The sequence below is a fragment of the Mesorhizobium sp. M4B.F.Ca.ET.058.02.1.1 genome (assembly GCF_003952505.1).
GTDB lineage: Bacteria > Pseudomonadota > Alphaproteobacteria > Rhizobiales > Rhizobiaceae > Mesorhizobium.
Genome location: NZ_CP034450.1, coordinates 3,645,857 through 3,664,169, shown reverse-complemented (window position 1 = coordinate 3,664,169; position 18,313 = coordinate 3,645,857). Strand labels below are relative to the sequence as shown.

Here is an 18,313-nt window from a genome sequence, read left to right as displayed (position 1 = left end):
ATCGCCCGCGTGAACCTTGATGCCGCGAGCGGCGACCAATCGCTGAAGGAACACATCAGGAGAGAGAGATGTCTTCAGTCAGCCATGCCTTTCGCAATACGGTTGCGACTGTTGCCCTGTTCGCAGCCGGACTAGTCAGCACCTCCGCTTCCGCCGCGCAGGCCAACATCAAGTCGATGTCGTTCGACACGCAGAGCGTCAACACCACGCTCCATGTCGTTTCGAGCGACAAACAGAAATGGGACAGGCTGAAAAGCGGCACGGTCCAGTTCTGGGGCCACATGAAGATCGACACACGCTGGCCAGGCTACGTGCAGCAGGTCGGTGTATCGCTCGGCGTATGCGGCCCCAGCCAGTGCGGGGCGTTTCCGCCGATCTGGAGCGCATCGCCGGTCAGCCGCGACTATGATCACCAGGCGAACTTCTCCTTCGATCCCTCGATCATGGCGCTGTCTTCGAATGCGGACATCGCGTCGGTGCCCTATGGCGATCAGATTATCGCCAAGTGCAACCAGCACCTCCAGCCCGATGGGCCGACGAAGTCCTATTCGTTCACGCACACCTTCCACGCAACCTTTTCGGCGCTGACCGACAAGGCGCTCGACATGCACAATGCTGCCACCGAGACGACCGGCGGCAGCTGGCCCTATCCGATCTACGAATCGCATTATGCCGAACACGGTTCGTTCGACGTCCAGGTCGTTTGCGATCCCGTCGTCAAACCGGCGGCTCAGGACATCGCCGTCGATTTCGGCGAATTCGAGACAAAGAACGTCAAACTGTTCCTGACCACCTACCGCTCGAACCAGCCCGGCTCGACACCCGGCACAGTGTGCCCGGCGCTCAAGGTGACCAGCCGCGCGCAGGCCAACAAGGCCGGGCCGGTATCGATGCGCATCTGGCGGCAGAAGGACAATGGGCCGATCACATCGGAATTCAAGCAGGTCTGGGCGTCCTTCGACGCGGGCAAGAACGGCTATTTCGCCACTTATGAGAAATGGGAGAATGTCGGAGCGACCGCGTACTTCCAGTACAAGACCGAAATAGTCGGCAACGGCCCGTTCGAGCCCTTCGACGGCTGGAAAGACATCACCGTCCATTGCACTGGCGCGGGCGGCGGCGGCTTCACCGATGGACCTCAGGCCGATCCCGACAACCCGCCGGCAAAGGCCGACTGGCAAGGCGAAGTGACCGTTTCCGACAGCGCCGGATCGAGGAAACTTTGCCCGCGCAAAGGTCAGGTCGCGTTCGAAGCGAGCCGCGATGCTCCCGGCGCGTTGCACTACCGGATCGGTTGCTCGAACGGCGCCTTCTTCACCGGGACCGCGGTCGCCTTCAACGAAGGCGGTGTGTTCAAGGCCAGCGCCGCGCACGATCTCAGCATAAGCAGGACCCGCTCGATCCAGTGCACCTTGCAGGAGATCAAGCCGAATGGATCCATTGCCACCATCGACGCGGATGCGGAGGATTTCACCTGCATAAAACGCACTGTCGAGCCCAAGGTCGACGATCTTGTCTCAAGCACGCGCCCCGACTTCGGCAAGCCCAGGCTGCCGCCGGTCGTTGTGGATCCCGGCCGCAAATGCCTGCCCAGCCAAAGCTTGCTGCGCGGCAAATGTGTCGACAGGCCGCTGGTGGCCGCATGCAAGAGCACCGAGAAGCTGGTCGACGGCAGGTGCATCGGCGTCAGCATCCACTGCCTGCCCGGCTATCATCAGGTCGGCCTGAAATGCGTGAAGAATGCCGTGATCGCCGGGAAATGCCGGCGTGACGAACAGCGCATCAATGGCGAATGCGTGCGCAAGCCTTCCATCATCATCGACTGCAAACGCGGCTACCATCTGGTCGGCAAGGCATGTGTGAGGGACGCAATCATCACCACGGGCTGCCGGCCGACCGAAATGACGGTGCGCGGACATTGCGTGCCCAGGCCGGCTTCGAAGACGCTTGGGCTGCAGAAGTTGAAGCAAGGCAGAGGCCCGTCGTTCCTGCCGGGACAGGCCAGGTCACGACTTCAGGTGAACTGAATCCTGCTGCAAACCAGGAGAGAGGCGGCGACGCCTCTCTCCTTTGCGGGATGACGAAACGTCATCCCGATCGGGAGCGACGTAGCTCCTTTTTGGGCGCTGGCTGCGCTCCAACACATAATCAGGCATTGTCCCTTTCGAAAAACGGTTCCGATTTTCCGGCCGATGCGCTAGGGCGGAGCGGACTTGAAGAACGGGAAGCGGACATGGCCAAGAAAACCCTGATCGCGCCATCGGTGCTGGCGTCGGATTTCTCGAAGCTCGGCGACGAGGTCGAGGCCGTCGCGGCAGCCGGCGCCGACTGGATCCATCTCGACGTCATGGACGGCCATTTCGTCCCCAACATCACCTTCGGCCCGCCGGTGGTAAAGGCGATCCGCAACCGCAGCAAGGCCTTCTTCGATTGCCACCTGATGATCGCGCCGGCCGATCCATATCTGGCCGCCTTCGCCGAGGCCGGCTGCGACGGCATGACCGTGCATGCCGAGGCCGGACCGCATCTCGACCGCTCGCTGCAGACGATCAGGAACCTCGGCAAGAAGGCCGGCGTGTCGCTTAACCCGGCGACACCCGAAAGCGCTGTCGAATATGTACTCGACCTGCTCGACCTGATCCTGATCATGACCGTCAACCCGGGCTTCGGCGGTCAGGCGTTCATTCCGGCCATGGTCGACAAGGTGAAGCGGGTGAAGGCGCTGATCGGCAACCGTCCGATCCAGATCGAGATCGACGGCGGCGTGTCGCCGGAGACGGCGCCGCTGGTCACGGCGGCGGGCGCCGACGTGCTGGTGGCGGGCGCCGCCATCTTCAAGGGCGGCAGCGTCGAAGCCTATCGGGCCAATATCGAGGCGATCAGGACCGCGGCGGACCGAACCGCCGCCTGATCCTGGCCGTTGACCGTATCGCGGCGGGATACCCAGTCTGACTGATGGCCGAAATGAGTAGCTTCGCTGTTCAGCGCCCCAAGCGATGCAGGAAACTCAAGATTCTTTAGCCGACCGTTACTTCGGCGGGCCAGTGCGCTCTATCCTCTTTAAGTCGAATACCATCATCTTCCGCTTGAGGCTGCGAAGTGTGGCACGGTATAGTACGTGTATGGGATTGAGACTGCTTCGCAACAAGAACCAACAACAGGCCAAGGCAGGCAACAGGAGCCATATTGACATACGGAACCGCCGATCCGGGCGATGAAGGTGCCGGACCCAAGAGCACCCTCGCCAGCACGGTCTATCATCAGCTTCGGGACGATCTCCTGCGCGGTGTGCTGGAGACCGAAAGCAAGCTTCGGGTCGAATGGGTGGTTTCGCGATATGGTGCCGGCGCTTCGCCCGTGCGCGAGGCTCTCAACCGTCTCGCCTCCGAAGGTCTGCTTGGCCGCCACGACCAGCGCGGCTTCTTCCTCATGCCGGTCAGCGCCGAGGAGCTGGAGGAACTGACGCGCACCCGCTGCTGGCTTGAGGAGCGCGCGCTGCGCGAATCGATCGAACACCGCACCGGCGAGTGGGAGGAGCAGCTGGTGCTGGCCCTGCACCGCCTGGCGCGCGCCCAGCGCCGCATGCCGGAGGATCCCTCGTCGAACAATCCCGACTGGGAGAAGCTGCATCGGGCCTTCCATCGCGCGCTGATTGCGGGCTGCCGGTCACACTGGCTGGTCGGTTTCTGCGACCAACTTTCCGACCAGGCTTCCCGCTACCGGCTGATGTCGCAGCACGGCCTGGGAGACGAGCGCGACGATCTTGCCGAGCACCGCCAGATCGCCGAACGCACGCTCGATGGCGACGCCGATGGCGCGGTCGAGGCCCTGCTCAACCATTACCGGCTGACGGCGGCCAGGTGCATGGCGCGCTTCAGCCGGGACGATGATCCGAAGGTGAGTGCCGCCAAGGCGCACCGCGGGCGCAAATAGCTGCTCGTTCAGCCTCAAATCTGATATTCGCTCTGACCGAAACGATGCGAATTCAGGATTCGCCGCGCCATTCGCGGGAGCAACAATGAGCAATCACCTGTTCGACGCTTTTCGCGCCCGCGTCACGGCGCCGCAGCGGCTGCTTATGCGGACGGATGATGGGCGATCTCTCACCTATGGCGACATGCTGGCGCGATCGGCGCAGCTGGCGCATGCGCTGGTGCAATCCGGCGTGGCGCCGGGCGACCGCGTCGCCGTGCAGGTCGAGAAGAGCCCGGAAGCGGTGCTGCTCTACCTCGCTTGCCTGCGCGCCGGCGCCGTCTTCCTGCCGCTCAACACCGCCTACACGCCGCCGGAACTCCGCTATTTCTTTGGCGATGCCGAACCACGGCTGGTGGTCTGCGACCCGGCAAGGGCGGCCGATATCGCCCCGCTGGCGCAAGCGTCCGGCGCGGCGCTGGCGACGCTTGGCCAGCACGGCGACGGTTCGCTGCCGGAAAGCGCTTCCGGATATCAGGCGGATTTCAACGACGTGGCGCGCGGACCGGACGACCTTGCCGCGATCCTCTACACATCGGGCACGACCGGCCGCTCGAAGGGCGCCATGCTCAGCCACGAGAACCTTGCGTCGAACGCACATGTGCTGGTCGAGTACTGGCGCTTCACGTCCGATGACGTCCTAATCCATGCGCTGCCGATCTTCCACACGCATGGCCTCTTCGTGGCCACCAACGTCATCCTGATGGCCGGCGCCTCGATGCTGTTCGAAGCAAAATTCGACCCGGCCCGCATCATCGCGCTGCTGCCGCGCGCCACGGCATTGATGGGCGTGCCGACCTTTTATGTCAGGCTTCTGCAGCAGGAGGGCCTGGACGCCCAGGCGGCCAAGAACATCCGCCTGTTCATTTCCGGGTCTGCGCCGTTGCTGGCCGAGACGCATGCCGCCTGGCGCGAGCGCACCGGCCACGCCATCCTCGAGCGCTACGGCATGACCGAGACCAATATGAACACGTCCAACCCCTATGATGGCGAGCGGCGCGCCGGCACGGTCGGCTTTCCTTTGCCGGGTGTTTCGCTGCGCATCGCCGATCCAGACGGCAGCGGGTCGCTTGCTCAGGGCAAGGTCGGCATAATCGAGGTGAAGGGCCCGAACGTCTTTGCCGGCTACTGGCGGATGCCGGAAAAGACCACGGCCGAATTCCGTCCCGACGGCTTCTTCATCACCGGCGATCTCGGCCTCATCGACCGGGACGGCTATGTGCATATCGTCGGGCGCGGCAAGGACCTGATCATTTCCGGCGGCTACAACATCTACCCCAAGGAGATCGAAGGCGAGATCGATGCGCTTGCCGGCGTTAGCGAAAGCGCGGTGATCGGCGTCGCTCATCCGGACTTCGGCGAGGGTGTCACCGCGGTCGTGGTGCGCAAGCCGGGCTCGGCCATCGGCGCGGCCGACGTCCTTGACGCCATTGCGGGCCGGCTCGCCCGATACAAACATCCGAAGCAGGTGATCTTCGTCGACGAGTTGCCCCGCAACACCATGGGCAAGGTGCAGAAGAACGTTTTGCGCGAGACCTACAAGGATCTCTACGCAGCGGTTCGAGCCGGCTAATAGCTTCGTCATCCTAGGGCGAAGCAAGGTGCGAAGCGACGCGGCGTAGACCCTAGGATCCATGCCGAGACGCCAAGGCGTTGCAACGTTTACAGAATTCTGCACCGTTACACTTTACGTCACAGGTCACGGCATGGATCCTCGGGTCAAGCCCGAGGATGACGATGCGCGAAGGGTTCCGGCCAATTGCGAACGTTGGTTTCCCAATTGACGGTGGGATCGATGGCCTACGCCCCGAACAACTTCTTCCCGCCGATCCAGACGCTCTTCACGTCCAGATCCTCCGATAGTGCCACGATGTCGGCGGCGGTGCCGTTGGCGAAGCGGCCAAGCCGGTGCGCCTGGCCGATCGCCTCGGCCGGATAGAGCGAAGCCATGCGCAGTGCCTCGCCAAGCTCAAGCCCGACGCCGCGGTGCATGAAGCGCACGGCCGAGATCATGTCGAGATCGGCCCCGGCCAGCGTGCCGTCGGCCAGTCTGAGGCTGCCGTCCTTGCGGTAGATGGTGCGGCCGTTCAGCGTGAACGATGTCATGTCGGTGCCGATCGTCGCCATGGCGTCGGTGACCAGCACGATTTTCCCCGGCCCCTTCTTGGCGCGCAGCGCGATCGCCATGGTGGCGGGATCGACATGGATGCCGTCGGCAATGATGCCGGCCGACAGGCCGCCTGTGGCGATGGCGGCACCGGCCAGTCCTGGCTCGCGGTTGCCGATCTGGCTCATGGCGTTGAAGAGATGGGTCACCACCGTTGCGCCGGCGGCCGCGAAAGCGCTCGCCGTGACATAGGTGGTGTCGGAATGGCCGAGGCTGACGATGAGGCCGGCCATTGCCAGGGCCGTGACGCGCGCCGGCTCGACCGATTCGGGCGCGATCGTGGTCAGCAGCACGGGCAGGTCTTTCCGCGCCGCGATCAGCGCCGCCTGGTCCACGTCCGTCATCGGCCGGATCAGCGCCGGGTCATGCGCGCCCTTGCGGGCGACCGACAGATGCGGGCCCTCGAGATGCAGGCCGAGGAAGCCCGGCACCTTCTGCCGCGCCGCCGCGGCGCCGGCCGCGACGGCAGCCGCCGTGATCGCTGGCGTATCGGTGATCAGCGTCGGCAAAAGCGCCGTGGTGCCGAACGGGGCGTGCGCCCGGCAAATGGTCTCGATCGAGGTGACGTCGGGATGGTCGTTGAGCATGACGCCGCCGCCGCCATTGACCTGCAGGTCGACGAAGCCCGGCGCCAGCAGGCCGTCGGTCTCGATGCGATCGACACCGGCCGGAATGGCGCCGGCGGGGAGGATGGCCTCGACCAGGCCGCCGCTCACCACGAGGGCGGCATTGTCGTGCCAGTCGGCGCCGTCGAAGATGCGGGCGCCAGTGAGGGCGAAACGGTCGCTCATACGGTTTCCGTCACCTTGCGCAAATTGCGCGGCGTATCGGGGTCGAGGCCGCGATGGCGGGCAAAGGCCTCGACGAAGCCATAGAACGACACGATCAACGCCAGCGGATCGGTCAGCGGATGGCCGGTCGCCACATAGGGCAGGGCCCGTGCCTTGGTCGCCTTGCCGGATGTCACGAAGACGGCCGCGCCCTTGCCGGCCAGATTGTCGGCCGCCTCGGCGACCGACGGTTCGGAAGCGTCGCGGGCGGCGAGCGCCAGCACCGGAAAGCCCGGCCCGACCAGCGCCAGCGGTCCGTGCATGACCTCGGCCGCGCTGTAGGCTTCGGCATGCATGCCGCAGGTCTCCTTGAATTTCAGCGCCGCCTCGTTGGCCATCGCCGCCGACGGGCCGCGACCGAGGATGAACAGCGACCGCGGCGTCTCCAGTGGGCCGGCCAGCGCCATCCAGTCGCAGGCGATTGCCTTCTCGAAATGCTCGGGCAGGTGCGCCAATGCCGCAAGCAGCGCCTCGTCGCCGGTGCAATGCGCCATCAGCGCCAGGCCAGCGACGGCCGAATTGACGAAGGTCTTGGTCGCGGCGACGCTGCGCTCCGGTCCGGCGAGGATGTCGATGGCAAAGTCCGAGGCGCGCGCCAGCGGCGAATCGGCGGTGTTGGTGATGGCGACGGTGAGCGCGCCGCCGGCCCTGGCCGTCTCCGCCATGGCGACGATGTCGGGACTCTTGCCCGATTGCGAGATCGCCAGGCAGGCGGAGCCGGCGAGCCTCAGCCTGGCGCCATAGATCGAGGCGATGGACGGGCCGACCGAGGCGACGGCAAGGCCGGCGGTCAGCTCGACGGCGTATTTCATGAAGGTGGCGGCATGGTCGGATGAGCCGCGCGCGACGGTGACGACGAAACTCGGATCGCGCTCGCGGATACCGCGCCCGGCCTCGGTCAGCACCGCCGCCGAACCGTCGAGCAGGCGGGCGGTTGCTTCCGGGATCTCTTCGATCTCGCGCCGCATATGGGTGATGGTCGCGCTCATGGCCGGCTCTCCTCTCCCGGCCCGGTCAGCCGGAGTTCGGCGACGAAATCGTAAGCGTCGCCCCTGTAAATCGAGCGGGTGAATTCGATCACCTTGCCGCTCGCAAGATAGGAAATACGTTCGATATGCAGGCCGGCAATCCCGGGCGGCACTTCCAGCAGCCGCGCATCGCCATCGCCGAGATTCGCGGCGGAAATGCGCTGCACCGCCCGCACTGGCCGGTTGCCGGTCATTTCCAGTGCGGCATAGAGCGAAGTGCCGATCGCCTCGGGATCGGGCAGCACGCTGGCCGAGAGCGCGGCGCGCTCGATCGCCAGCGGCGTGTCGTTGGCGATGCGCAGGCGCGCCACCCGCGCTACCAGCTCGTTCGACGACAGGCCGAGGACCATCATCTCGTCAGGCGAGGGCGCATAAAGGCCACGGTCGAGCCAGGCCGAGCGCACCACCATACCGCGGCGCGCCATGTCCTCGGTGAAGGAGGTGAGCCTCGACAACGACTGCTCGACGCGCTCCATGCGCGGCGCCACGAAGGTGCCGGAGCCGTGGCGCTGGACTAGAATGCCGCCCTTGACCAGGTCTTGCACCGCCTTGCGCACGGTGACGCGCGAGATATCGGCCTTGCTGGCGATGTCGCGCTCCGACGGCAGCGCGTCGCCTGGCCCGATCAGGCCGCGATTGACCGCTTCCTCGATGCTCTTCCTCAGCTGCAGGTAGAGCGGCGCGCCGCTTTGTGACGATTCCTTCAGCATGGCGAAGATCTGGTCGGCGGCGCTCATCGGGCGGCCCCCGAACCAGAGGCAAAGATGCGCACCGCCATCTGAACGGCGCCGCCCAGCGCATCGTCGAGCGCCGGCTTCAGCAGCGTCTGGTAACGCGCCGAAAGCCGCGGCGCGTAGAGCGGCGCCAGCCCACCGAGCAGGCAGAGCGGTGTGTCGTCGGCAAGGTCGAGCGCCCCGAGCGAGGCTTCGACATCGGCAACCGCCTTGTCGAGGATCCAGTTGGCGACAAGATCGCCCTTGGCGGCATGGTCGAACACCTTTGGCGCGAAACCGCCGAAGTCGCCGGGCTTGGCATTGGTGGTGAACTCGACGACGTCCTCCGGGTTGTTGCGGAAGACGGCGAGCATCGCCTCGGTGAGGGGCGAGGCAGGACGGATGCCGTCATAGGCGAGCAGCGACTGCTCCAGCAGGTCGCGGCCGATGCGGGCGCCGCTGCCCTGGTCGCCGACTTGAAAACCCCAGCCGCCGATGGCGCGTGACTTGCCCGCCTTGCGCGCCATATAGGCGGTGCCGGTGCCGAGGATGGCCATGGCGCCGTCGCTGGGCCCGACCGCACCCTCCAGCGCGATCTCGGCGTCGGTCTCGACGCGGCTGGCGCTGAACGGCAGGATCGCTTCGAGTTGCTGCCTGTAAGTGCCGACATTGGCGCCGGCGAGGCCGAGAATGGCGGGCGTTTGCGGGATGAGTTCCGGATCCTTGCCGGCGGCGACGAAGGCCTGCCTTGCCGCCTCGACGATGTTGGTCCTGGCGCCGGTGAGGTCGGTGCGGATGTTGGCGGCGCCGCTTTTGGCGCGGCCAAGCACGACGCCGTCAGCGGTCGCAAGGGCCGCCCTGCAGCTGGTGCCGCCGCCATCGATGCCAAGTACGAAATTCACGCGATTTCTCCTCCGGACGGATAATACCAATAAAATACCAATAGCCAAGAGTTAATTTCGCTTTCAAAAAGATTAAGGCGTATTTTATTGAAAAACCACGATATTTTGCCGGCAAGACGATTTTGAGGCAACGAATTTCGTTAATCGATGTGGACAAGTGGTATTTTTTTGGTATTGTTTTGTCAGTTGGAGGACATCGGATGGCCGAGAAGCGCACCGAAGCGCATCACCAGAATGCCGAGGGGCTGGATATCCAGGCTCCGGACGCCATCCTTTCCTTTCTTGCCGATGCACAGATCGAGGCCGCGAAGGCCGTGCGCGGCGCCATTCCCGCCATAGCCGCTGCAGCCGAAATCGTCGCGGAGCGCCTGAAGGACGGCGGCAGGCTCGCCTATGCGGCGGCCGGCAGTTCGGGCCTGATGGCGGTTGCCGACGCGCTGGAGCTTCCCGGCACCTTCGGTATCGGGCGCGACCGCATCGCCATCCTGATCGCCGGCGGCGACGAGGCCTTCCATACGCTCGCCGGCGGACCCGAGGACGACACCGATGAGGCCTCGGCCGCGGTCGCCGCCGCCGGAATCGGCGAGGGCGACTGCCTGATCGCCATCTCCGCCAGCGGCTCGACGCCCTATGCGGTCGCCGCACTCGAGGACGCGCGGAGCCGGGGCGCCGCGACCATTGCCATCGCCAACAACAGGGACGTGCCGTTGTTCCGGTTGGCCGATGTCGCGATCGTGCTCGAGACGCCGCCCGAACTGATTGCCGGCTCGACGCGCATGGGCGCCGGCACCGCCCAGAAGATCGCCCTCAACATGCTATCGACCTTGGCCGCCATTCATCTCGGCCATGTCCATGACGGCTACATGGTCAACCTCACCGCCGACAACATCAAGCTGCGCGACCGCGCGGCCCGCATCGTCGCCGCCATCGGCGGGTGCGGCAGGGACGATGCTGCGCGCCTGCTCGAAAAGAGCGGCGGCGTTGTTAAGACCGCCATTCTGCTCGCCGCGGGTGCTGCCAACGCCGATGCGGCCGAGAAGATACTGGAAGGGACCGGCCGCAAGCTCCGGCCGGCCCTTTCCGCGATCGAGGGGAGCAAGGGGCGCTAGCCTCTGTTCTCATCAAAACCGAACCTGAAAAAGGTCAACAGGGAGACTGAAAATGACGACCAAACTACTGACGGCCCTTCTGCTCGGCACAAGCATCCTCGGCTCCGCCGGGGTGGCCTATGCCGATGACGTTACGCTCAACATCGAAAGCTGGCGCGGCGACGACCTGACCATCTGGAAGGACAAGCTGATCCCGGCCTTCGAAGCCAAGAACCCGGGCATCAAGGTGGTGTTCGCGCCGTCGGCGCCGACCGAATATGACGCCGCGCTCGGCGCCAAGCTCACCGCTGGCTCGGCGGGCGACCTGATCACCTGCCGCCCGTTCGACAAGTCGCTGGTGCTCTACCAGAAGGGCAATCTCGCCGATCTGTCGGCGCTGCCGGGCATGGAGAATTTCTCTCCCGTGGCCAAGTCTGCCTGGCAGACCGACGACGGCAAGGCGACGTTCTGCGTGCCGATGGCTTCGGTCATCCACGGCTTCATCTACAACAAGGACGCCTTCGACAAGCTCGGCATCAAGGTGCCGACCACCAATGAGGAGTTCTACGCCGCGCTCGACAAGATAAAGGCCGACGGCACCTACATCCCGATGGCGATGGGCACCAAGGACCTCTGGGAAGCCGCGACCATGGGCTACCAGAACATCGGCCCGAACTACTGGAAGGGCGAGGAAGGCCGCCAGGCACTGATCAAGGGCGAGCAGAAGCTGACCGACGCCGACTGGGTCGAGCCCTACAAGGAACTGGCCAAGTGGAAGCCCTATCTCGGCGATGGATTCGAGGCCCAGACCTATCCGGACAGCCAGAACCTGTTCACGCTCGGCCGCGCCGCCATCTACCCGGCCGGCTCGTGGGAAATCGCGCTGTTCAACACCCAGGCGCAGTTCAAGATGGGGGCCTTCCCGCCGCCGGTGCAGAAGGCCGGCGACACCTGCTACATCTCCGACCACACCGATATCGGCATGGGTCTGAACGCAGCGTCGAAGAACGCCGATGCGGCCAAGAAGTTCCTGTCCTGGGTCGCCTCGCCGGACTTCGCCACCATTTACGCCAACGCGCTTCCGGGCTTCTTCAGCCTGAACAGCACGCCGGTGAAGATGGAAGACCCGCTGGCGCAGGAATTCGTCTCCTGGCGCGGCAAGTGCAAGTCCACGATCCGCTCGACCTACCAGATTTTGGGGCGCGGCACGCCGAACCTCGAGAACGAGACCTGGGTTGGATCGGCCAATGTCATCAACGGCACCGACACGCCGGAAGCGGCCGCCAAGAAGCTGCAGGACGGCCTCGACAGCTGGTACAAGCCGGCGAAGTAAAGCCTCGGGCAGCAAGCAGGGTCGTTCCGAGTGAATGGCCCTGCGGTTTTCAATAGCATCGACCGCAAACGACGGCGCCGCCCCTCATCCGCCTGCCGGCACCTTCTCCCCGTATAGTGACGGGGAGAAGGGACTTGCCGCACCGCCGGCGCCCCCCTCTCCTTCACGGGGAGAGGGTAAGGGTGAGGGGCAGCGCTGCCGTCAACCATTTCGCCAAGACGTTGAACGGCGGGGACCGAACTCATGGCCGCAGAAACACGACCGAAAAGACCGATCCGCTGGCACATCGCCGTCTTCCTGGCGCCGGCCGTGCTCGTCTACACGGCGATCATGATCCTGCCGCTTGCCGGCACGCTGCAGCTGTCGCTGTTCCGCAACATCGAGCAGTCCCAGGTCTTCGTCGGACTCGCCAATTTCCGCACGCTGTTCGGCGACCCTAACTGGTCAGTGGGCTTCTGGAATGCGCTGAGGAACAATGTCTGGTTCTTCATCATCCACATGCTGGTGCAGAACCCGATCGGCGTGCTGCTGGCCGCACTGCTCTCCAGCCCAAGGCTGCGGTTCGCCGCCTTCTACCGCACGGCGATCTTCGTGCCGACCATCCTGTCCTTCGTCATTGTCGGCTTCGCCTGGAAGCTGATCCTGTCGCCGCTGTGGGGCGTGGCGCCGCATTTGCTCGATTTCGTCGGCCTGAAGAGCCTGTTCACGCCTTGGCTGGGCAAGGAGCAATATGCGTTGACCGCGCTCAGTCTTGTCTCGGTCTGGCAGTTCGTCGGCATCCCGATGATGCTGATCTATGCCGCGCTGCTGTCGATCCCGGACGAGGTGATCGAGGCCGCCGAATGCGATGGCGTCACCGGCATGGCGCAGTTCTGGAAGATCAAGCTGCCGCTGATCCTGCCCTCGATCGGCATCATCTCGATCCTCACCTTCGTCGGCAATTTCAATGCGTTCGACCTGATCTACACCGCGCAAGGGGCGCTCGCCGGGCCGAACTATTCGACCGACATCCTCGGCACCTTCCTCTACCGCGCCTTCTTCGGCTTCCAGCTGCAGGTCGGCGACCCCAACATGGGCGCCGCGATCGCCACGATGATGTTCCTGATCATCCTCGGCGGCGTCTGCGTCTACCTGTTCCTCATCCAGACGCGCCTGCGTCGGTATCAGTTCTGAGGCGCGCCATGAGCACTGCAACCCATTCGCTTCCCCGCACCATCGGCGCCCACGCCGTCCTGTTGACCTATACGGCGATCGCGCTGTTTCCGGTCATCCTGGTCATCGTCAATTCGTTCAAGTCGCGCGCCGCGATCTTCGGCGCGCCGCTGACGCCGCCGACGCCGAAGACCTTCGACCTGATCGGCTATACCACGGTGATCGGCCAGGGTGACTTCATCCACTATTTCCAGAACAGCCTCGTCGTCACCGTCGCCTCGCTGTTCTTCGTGCTGCTGTTCGGCGCCATGGCCGGCTTCGCGCTGTCGGAATACCGCTTCCGCGGCAACACGATGATGGGGCTCTACCTGGCGCTCGGCATCATGATCCCGATCCGCCTTGGCACGGTCGCCATCCTGCAACTGATGGTGGCAAGCGGGTTGGTCAACACGCTGACAGCGCTGATCCTGGTCTACACCGCGCAAGGCCTGCCGCTCGCCATCTTCATTCTGTCGGAGTTCATGAAGCAGGTGTCCGACGATCTGAAGAATGCGGGGCGCATCGACGGTCTGTCGGAATACACGATCTTCTTCCGGCTGGTGCTGCCGCTGGTGCGCCCGTCCATGGCGACGGTTGCCGTCTTCACCATGATCCCGATCTGGAACGACCTGTGGTTCCCGCTGATCCTCGCGCCGTCGGAGGAGACCAAGACGGTGACGCTCGGCGCCCAGCTCTTCCTCGGCCAGTTCGTCACCAACTGGAACGCGATCCTGGCGGCGCTGTCGTTGGCGATCCTGCCGGTGCTGATCCTCTACGTCATCTTCTCGCGGCAGCTGATCCGCGGCATCACCTCGGGAGCCGTGAAGTGAGTTCGCAAAAACCTCTTCGCGTTGTCGTCGCAGGGCTCGGCAATATGGGCCGCAGCCATGCGCTGGCCTATCACACCAATCCGGGCTTCGAGATCGCCGCGCTCGTCAACCGCTCCGACGTGCCGCTGCCGGAAGGGCTCTCGGGCTACGGCATCAGGCGTTCCTTCGAGAACGCGTTGCGTGAGGAGAAGCCTGATGTTGCCGCGATCGCCACCTATTCCGACAGTCATGCCGACTATGCGGTGCGGGCGTTCGAGGCCGGCTGCCATGTCTTTGTCGAAAAGCCGCTGGCAACCACGGTGGCCGACGCCAAACGCGTCGTCGCCGCCGCCAAGGCCAACGGCAGGAAGCTGGTGATCGGCTACATCCTGCGCCACCATCCGTCCTGGGTCAGGCTGATCGCCGAGGCGCGCAAGCTCGGCGGTCCTTACGTGTTCCGCATGAACCTCAACCAGCAATCGTCAGGCCACACCTGGGGCACGCACAAGCAGCTGATGCAGACGACGTCGCCGATCGTCGACTGCGGGGTGCACTATCTCGACGTCATGCTGCAGATCACCGATGCCAATCCGGTCGAGGTGCGCGGCATGGGGGTCAGGCTGACCGAGGAGGTCGCGCCTTCGATGTACAATTACGGCCACCTGCAGGTGCTGTTCGAGGACGGCTCGGTCGGCTGGTATGAGGCCGGCTGGGGTCCGATGATCTCGGAGACCGCCTTCTTCGTGAAGGACGTCATCTCGCCCAAGGGCTGCGTGTCGATCGTCATGAAGGAAGGCATCAAATCCGACGACATCGACACCCACACCAAGACCTCGACCATCCGCTTGCACAGCGCGGCGACCGGGGCGGACGGCAGATTCGCGAAACAGGACGAGTTGCTGTCCATGGAAGGCGAGCCCGGCCATCAGGAGCTCTGCGACCTCGAGCAGGCCTTCCTGCTCAAGGCCATCCGCGAGGACATCGACCTCACCCGGCATATGGACGACGCGGTCAAGTCGCTCGCCGTCTGCCTCGCCGCCGACGAAAGCGTGCGCAGCGGTAAGGTGGTGCGGTTGTGACAAGGGAACTATCGTCAGAGGTTGCACTCTACGGCGCCCCCCTTTGGCCTGCCGGCCATCTCCCCCTCAAGGGGGGAGATCGACTATCGCATCTACTTTCGCCAATCACCAACGTTGCAAGGCGGATGCCTTGGACGAAGCTGCCAATCTCCCCCCTTGAGGGGGAGATGTCCGGCAGGACAGAGGGGGTGCCTTGGCGCCCACGCATAAATTTGGAGGTCCGCCGTGGGTTCGCTGAACATCGAGAAAGTGAAAAAGGCTTTCGGGCCGGTCGAGGTGCTGAAAGGCATCGACCTAGAGGTCAATGACGGTGAGTTCGTCGTCTTCGTCGGCCCTTCCGGCTGCGGAAAGTCGACGCTGCTGAGGGTCATTGCTGGGCTTGAGGATTCGACCTCGGGCCGGGTTGTGATCGACGGCCAGGACGTCTCCGTCACGCCGCCCGCCAAGCGCGGCATCGCCATGGTGTTCCAGACCTATGCGCTCTATCCGCATCTGACGGTGAAGAACAATATGAGCCTCGGCCTCAAGCAGGCCGGCACCCCGGCGGCCGAGATCGACCGCCGCATCGGCGTCGCGTCCTCGATGCTGTCTCTGGAGCCCTATCTTGAGCGGCGTCCGGCCGAACTTTCGGGCGGCCAGCGCCAGCGCGTCGCCATCGGCCGCGCCGTGGTGCGCGAGCCTAAGCTGTTCCTCTTCGACGAGCCGTTGTCGAACCTCGATGCAGCGCTTCGCGTCAACACCAGGCTGGAGATCGCGCAGCTGCATCGCCGTCTGAAGGCGACGATGATCTACGTCACCCACGACCAGGTCGAGGCGATGACGCTGGCCGACAAGATCGTAGTGCTCAACGCCGGCCGCATCGAGCAGATCGGCGGCCCGATGGAGCTCTACAATTCGCCGGCGAATGAATTCGTCGCCGGCTTCATCGGTTCGCCGAAGATGAACTTCATCGACGGCGCCAGGCTCGGCGAGACGGCGAAGACCGTCGGCGTACGGCCCGAGCACCTGACCGTCGACACGACATCAGGCGCCTGGAAGGGCACGGTGGTGCACGCCGAGCATCTCGGCGCCGACACCAACCTCTATCTCGACTGCGAGAAGGCCGGGCTGCTCACCGTGCGCATCTTCGGGGTCTACAACGCCGAGCCGGGCTCGACGCTCTATGCGACGCCGGATCCGGCGAAGACGTATCGGTTTGGAGCGGATGGGAGAGTGTTGAAGTAGGCGCGACCTCGCCTTCTCCCCTTGTGGGAGAAGGTGGATCGGCGCGTAGCGCCGAGACGGATGAGGGGTGTTCCAGCGGAGTGCGCCCTCTAGGATTGAAGGCATCCCGGGCGCTTGGCAGCGCCGAGATCCGTCACACCCCTCATCCGGCCGCTTTGCGGCCACCTTCTCCCGCAAGGGGAGAAGGCAAGGTCGCGCCTTACGCGTCCGCCTTGAACGTCTGCTTCTGCTGGCCCATGCCCTCAATGCCGAGTTCGACCACGTCGCCGGCCTTCAAAAACACCGGCGGCTTCATGCCGAGCCCGACGCCGGGCGGCGTGCCGGTGGAGATGATGTCGCCCGGATGCAGCGACATGAACTGGCTGAGATAGGAGACCAGATAGGCGACGCCGTAGACCATGGTCTTGGTCGAGCCGTTCTGCATCGTCTTGCCGTTGACGGTTAGCCACATCTTGATGTTCTGCGGGTCGGCCACCTCGTCCTTGGTGACCAGCCAGGGGCCGATCGGGCCGAACGTGTCGCAGCTCTTGCCCTTGGTCCACTGGCCCTGGCGCTCGGCCTGGAAGGCGCGCTCTGACACGTCGTGCGAGACGCAGTAGCCGGCAACATAATCCAGAGCCTCGGCTTCCGAGACATATTTCGCGGTCTTGCCGATGACGACGCCGAGCTCGACCTCCCAGTCGGTCTTGACTGAGCCGCGCGGGATCAGCACATCGTCGTCTGGCCCGACAATCGCCGAGCTCGCCTTCATGAAGATGATCGGCTCCGGCGGCACTGTGGCGCCGGTCTCGGCGGCATGATCGGAATAGTTGAGGCCGATGCAGATGAACTTGCCGGTGCCGGCAACGCAGGCGCCTATGCGCGGCTTGCCGGAAACCGCCGGCAGCGATTTCGCATCGAGCTTCGACAGCTTATCCAGCGATTCCGGATGAAGCGCCGTGCCGCCAATGTCGGCGACATGGGCCGAGAGGTCGCGGATCGTCCCATCCGCATCGAGCAGGCCGGGACGTTCGCTCCCCACCTCGCCATAGCGCAGCAGTTTCATCTGGATTTTTCTCCTACTTGCGGCCCGTGGCCGTTTGCAAACTCTCCGCCGAGGCGACGGCTCCCTTGCGGAAACCGGGCGGACCGTACCCATCGCGCCGGTCCCGGGCAAGCACGGACGCCGCTTCTGGCAGCCGGCGCGCGGGATTTTCAGACTTCTCGATCCGGACCGATCCGGACCGTTCCGGACCGAGGTCAGATCGACCAGCCGCCGTCGATATTGTAGGCCTGCCCTGACGTATAGGTGGCGCCGGCCAGATAGACGGCGAGATCGGCGATTTCCTCGGGCGTGCCGAGGCGTCCCATCGGCTGGCGGGCGATGAAGGCGGCGCGGGCCGCTTCGTAATCCCCCTGCGCATGCATGCGGTCCTGCAGCGATGGGCTCTCGACCGTGCCCGGGCAGATGGCATTGCAGCGAATGCCCTTGGCGACATAGTCGGCAGCGATCGCCTTAGTCAGGCCGATGACGGCGGCCTTGGTGACACCATAGGCGAAACGGTTGGGCACGCCCTTGCCGGCGCCGGCGACCGAAGACATGTTGATGATCGATCCGTCGCCGCGCTCCAGCATGCCCGGCAGCACGGCGCGGATGGTGCGGATCATCGCGCGCACATTGAGGTTGAAGGCGAAGTCGAGGTCGGCGTCCTTCATCTCGAGGATCGAGCCCGCATGGACGAAGCCGGCGCAGTTGAACAGCACGTCGACCGGGCCGATCTCGGCGATCGCGGCGTTGACCGCCGCGTCGTCGAGCACGTCCAGTTTGCGGGTCTTGATGCCTGACGTCCTGGCGAGTTCGGCGAGCAGCGCCTCGTTGATGTCGGTGGCATGGACCATGGCGCCGGCCTTGGCGAAAGCCAGTGCGCTCGCCCGGCCGATGCCTTGCGCCGCCGCGGTGACAACAACCACCTTGCCTGCCAGATCCGCCATTCTTTC

At 64.6% G+C, this 18,313-nt stretch carries 16 protein-coding genes; 10 read left to right on the top strand and 6 right to left on the bottom strand.

All coding sequences use genetic code 11. From position 1 onward, the window contains the following. The first annotated feature begins 68 nt into the window (after nucleotides 1–68). The 4 genes from EJ073_RS17890 to EJ073_RS17875 all read left to right on the top strand — a co-directional run bounded on the left by EJ073_RS17890 (nucleotide 69) and on the right by EJ073_RS17875 (nucleotide 5,545). On the top strand, nucleotides 69–2,027 hold the full coding sequence (locus tag EJ073_RS17890) for an EB domain-containing protein (protein WP_126056921.1): 1,959 nt from the start codon (nucleotides 69–71) through the stop codon (nucleotides 2,025–2,027). Nucleotides 2,028–2,233: 206 nt separating this feature from the next. Then, the gene (gene rpe, locus EJ073_RS17885; protein ID WP_126056920.1) at nucleotides 2,234–2,911 is read left to right on the top strand and encodes a ribulose-phosphate 3-epimerase; all 678 of its coding nucleotides are present in this window, start codon (nucleotides 2,234–2,236) and stop codon (nucleotides 2,909–2,911) included. A 275-nt stretch (nucleotides 2,912–3,186) separates the two neighbouring features. After that, nucleotides 3,187–3,933 (top strand): GntR family transcriptional regulator, encoded by a 747-nt coding sequence (locus EJ073_RS17880; RefSeq protein WP_126056919.1) that lies wholly within the window; start codon nucleotides 3,187–3,189, stop codon nucleotides 3,931–3,933. An 85-nt stretch (nucleotides 3,934–4,018) separates the two neighbouring features. Beyond that, nucleotides 4,019–5,545 carry a malonyl-CoA synthase gene (locus tag EJ073_RS17875; protein ID WP_126056918.1) on the top strand — a complete coding sequence of 509 codons (1,527 nt, stop codon included), beginning with the start codon at nucleotides 4,019–4,021 and terminating at the stop codon, nucleotides 5,543–5,545. A 227-nt stretch (nucleotides 5,546–5,772) separates the two neighbouring features. Here EJ073_RS17875 and nagA read toward each other — a convergent pair whose 3' ends face one another. Genes nagA through EJ073_RS17855 form a run of 4 tightly spaced genes read right to left on the bottom strand, consistent with a single transcriptional unit; the run spans nucleotide 5,773 to nucleotide 9,612 of the window. Further along, a complete protein-coding gene (gene nagA / locus EJ073_RS17870; RefSeq protein ID WP_126056917.1) occupies nucleotides 5,773–6,930 on the bottom strand; it encodes an N-acetylglucosamine-6-phosphate deacetylase in 1,158 nt (385 codons plus the stop codon). Beyond that, nucleotides 6,927–7,958, bottom strand: a complete 1,032-nt coding sequence (locus EJ073_RS17865; RefSeq protein WP_126056916.1) for an SIS domain-containing protein — start codon at nucleotides 7,956–7,958, stop codon at nucleotides 6,927–6,929. Before EJ073_RS17865 ends, nagA begins: the two co-directional genes overlap by 4 nt. Further along, nucleotides 7,955–8,734: a GntR family transcriptional regulator gene (locus EJ073_RS17860; protein ID WP_126056915.1), complete on the bottom strand. Its 780-nt coding sequence runs from the start codon at nucleotides 8,732–8,734 to the stop codon at nucleotides 7,955–7,957. The genes EJ073_RS17865 and EJ073_RS17860 overlap by 4 nt, the downstream gene beginning before the upstream one ends. Further along, the gene (locus EJ073_RS17855) at nucleotides 8,731–9,612 is read right to left on the bottom strand and encodes an N-acetylglucosamine kinase (RefSeq protein WP_126056914.1); all 882 of its coding nucleotides are present in this window, start codon (nucleotides 9,610–9,612) and stop codon (nucleotides 8,731–8,733) included. The genes EJ073_RS17860 and EJ073_RS17855 overlap by 4 nt, the downstream gene beginning before the upstream one ends. Before the next feature lie 200 nt (nucleotides 9,613–9,812). Here EJ073_RS17855 and EJ073_RS17850 point away from each other — a divergent pair, with 200 nt between their 5' ends. From EJ073_RS17850 to EJ073_RS17820, 6 genes are all read left to right on the top strand, one after another. Beyond that, complete coding sequence (locus tag EJ073_RS17850) at nucleotides 9,813–10,721, top strand: N-acetylmuramic acid 6-phosphate etherase (protein ID WP_126056913.1); 909 nt, start codon at nucleotides 9,813–9,815, stop codon at nucleotides 10,719–10,721. A 52-nt stretch (nucleotides 10,722–10,773) separates the two neighbouring features. After that, nucleotides 10,774–12,033 carry an ABC transporter substrate-binding protein gene (locus EJ073_RS17845; protein WP_126056912.1) on the top strand — a complete coding sequence of 420 codons (1,260 nt, stop codon included), beginning with the start codon at nucleotides 10,774–10,776 and terminating at the stop codon, nucleotides 12,031–12,033. Between the two features lie 243 nt (nucleotides 12,034–12,276). Then, on the top strand, nucleotides 12,277–13,206 hold the full coding sequence (locus EJ073_RS17840) for a sugar ABC transporter permease (RefSeq protein ID WP_126056911.1): 930 nt from the start codon (nucleotides 12,277–12,279) through the stop codon (nucleotides 13,204–13,206). An 8-nt stretch (nucleotides 13,207–13,214) separates the two neighbouring features. Further along, complete coding sequence (locus EJ073_RS17835) at nucleotides 13,215–14,054, top strand: carbohydrate ABC transporter permease (RefSeq protein ID WP_126056910.1); 840 nt, start codon at nucleotides 13,215–13,217, stop codon at nucleotides 14,052–14,054. Then, entirely contained in the window at nucleotides 14,051–15,112 is a 1,062-nt protein-coding gene (locus tag EJ073_RS17830; RefSeq protein ID WP_126056909.1) for a Gfo/Idh/MocA family oxidoreductase, read from the top strand. Before EJ073_RS17835 ends, EJ073_RS17830 begins: the two co-directional genes overlap by 4 nt. Nucleotides 15,113–15,337: 225 nt before the next feature. After that, nucleotides 15,338–16,336, top strand: a complete 999-nt coding sequence (locus EJ073_RS17820; protein ID WP_126056908.1) for an ABC transporter ATP-binding protein — start codon at nucleotides 15,338–15,340, stop codon at nucleotides 16,334–16,336. Nucleotides 16,337–16,535: 199 nt separating this feature from the next. Here the strand turns inward: EJ073_RS17820 and EJ073_RS17815 are convergent, their stop codons facing one another. Both EJ073_RS17815 and EJ073_RS17810 read right to left on the bottom strand, forming a co-directional pair. Beyond that, the gene (locus EJ073_RS17815; protein WP_126056907.1) at nucleotides 16,536–17,381 is read right to left on the bottom strand and encodes a fumarylacetoacetate hydrolase family protein; all 846 of its coding nucleotides are present in this window, start codon (nucleotides 17,379–17,381) and stop codon (nucleotides 16,536–16,538) included. Nucleotides 17,382–17,575: 194 nt separating this feature from the next. Continuing rightward, on the bottom strand, nucleotides 17,576–18,307 hold the full coding sequence (locus tag EJ073_RS17810; protein WP_126056906.1) for an SDR family oxidoreductase: 732 nt from the start codon (nucleotides 18,305–18,307) through the stop codon (nucleotides 17,576–17,578). Nucleotides 18,308–18,313 lie beyond the last annotated feature (6 nt).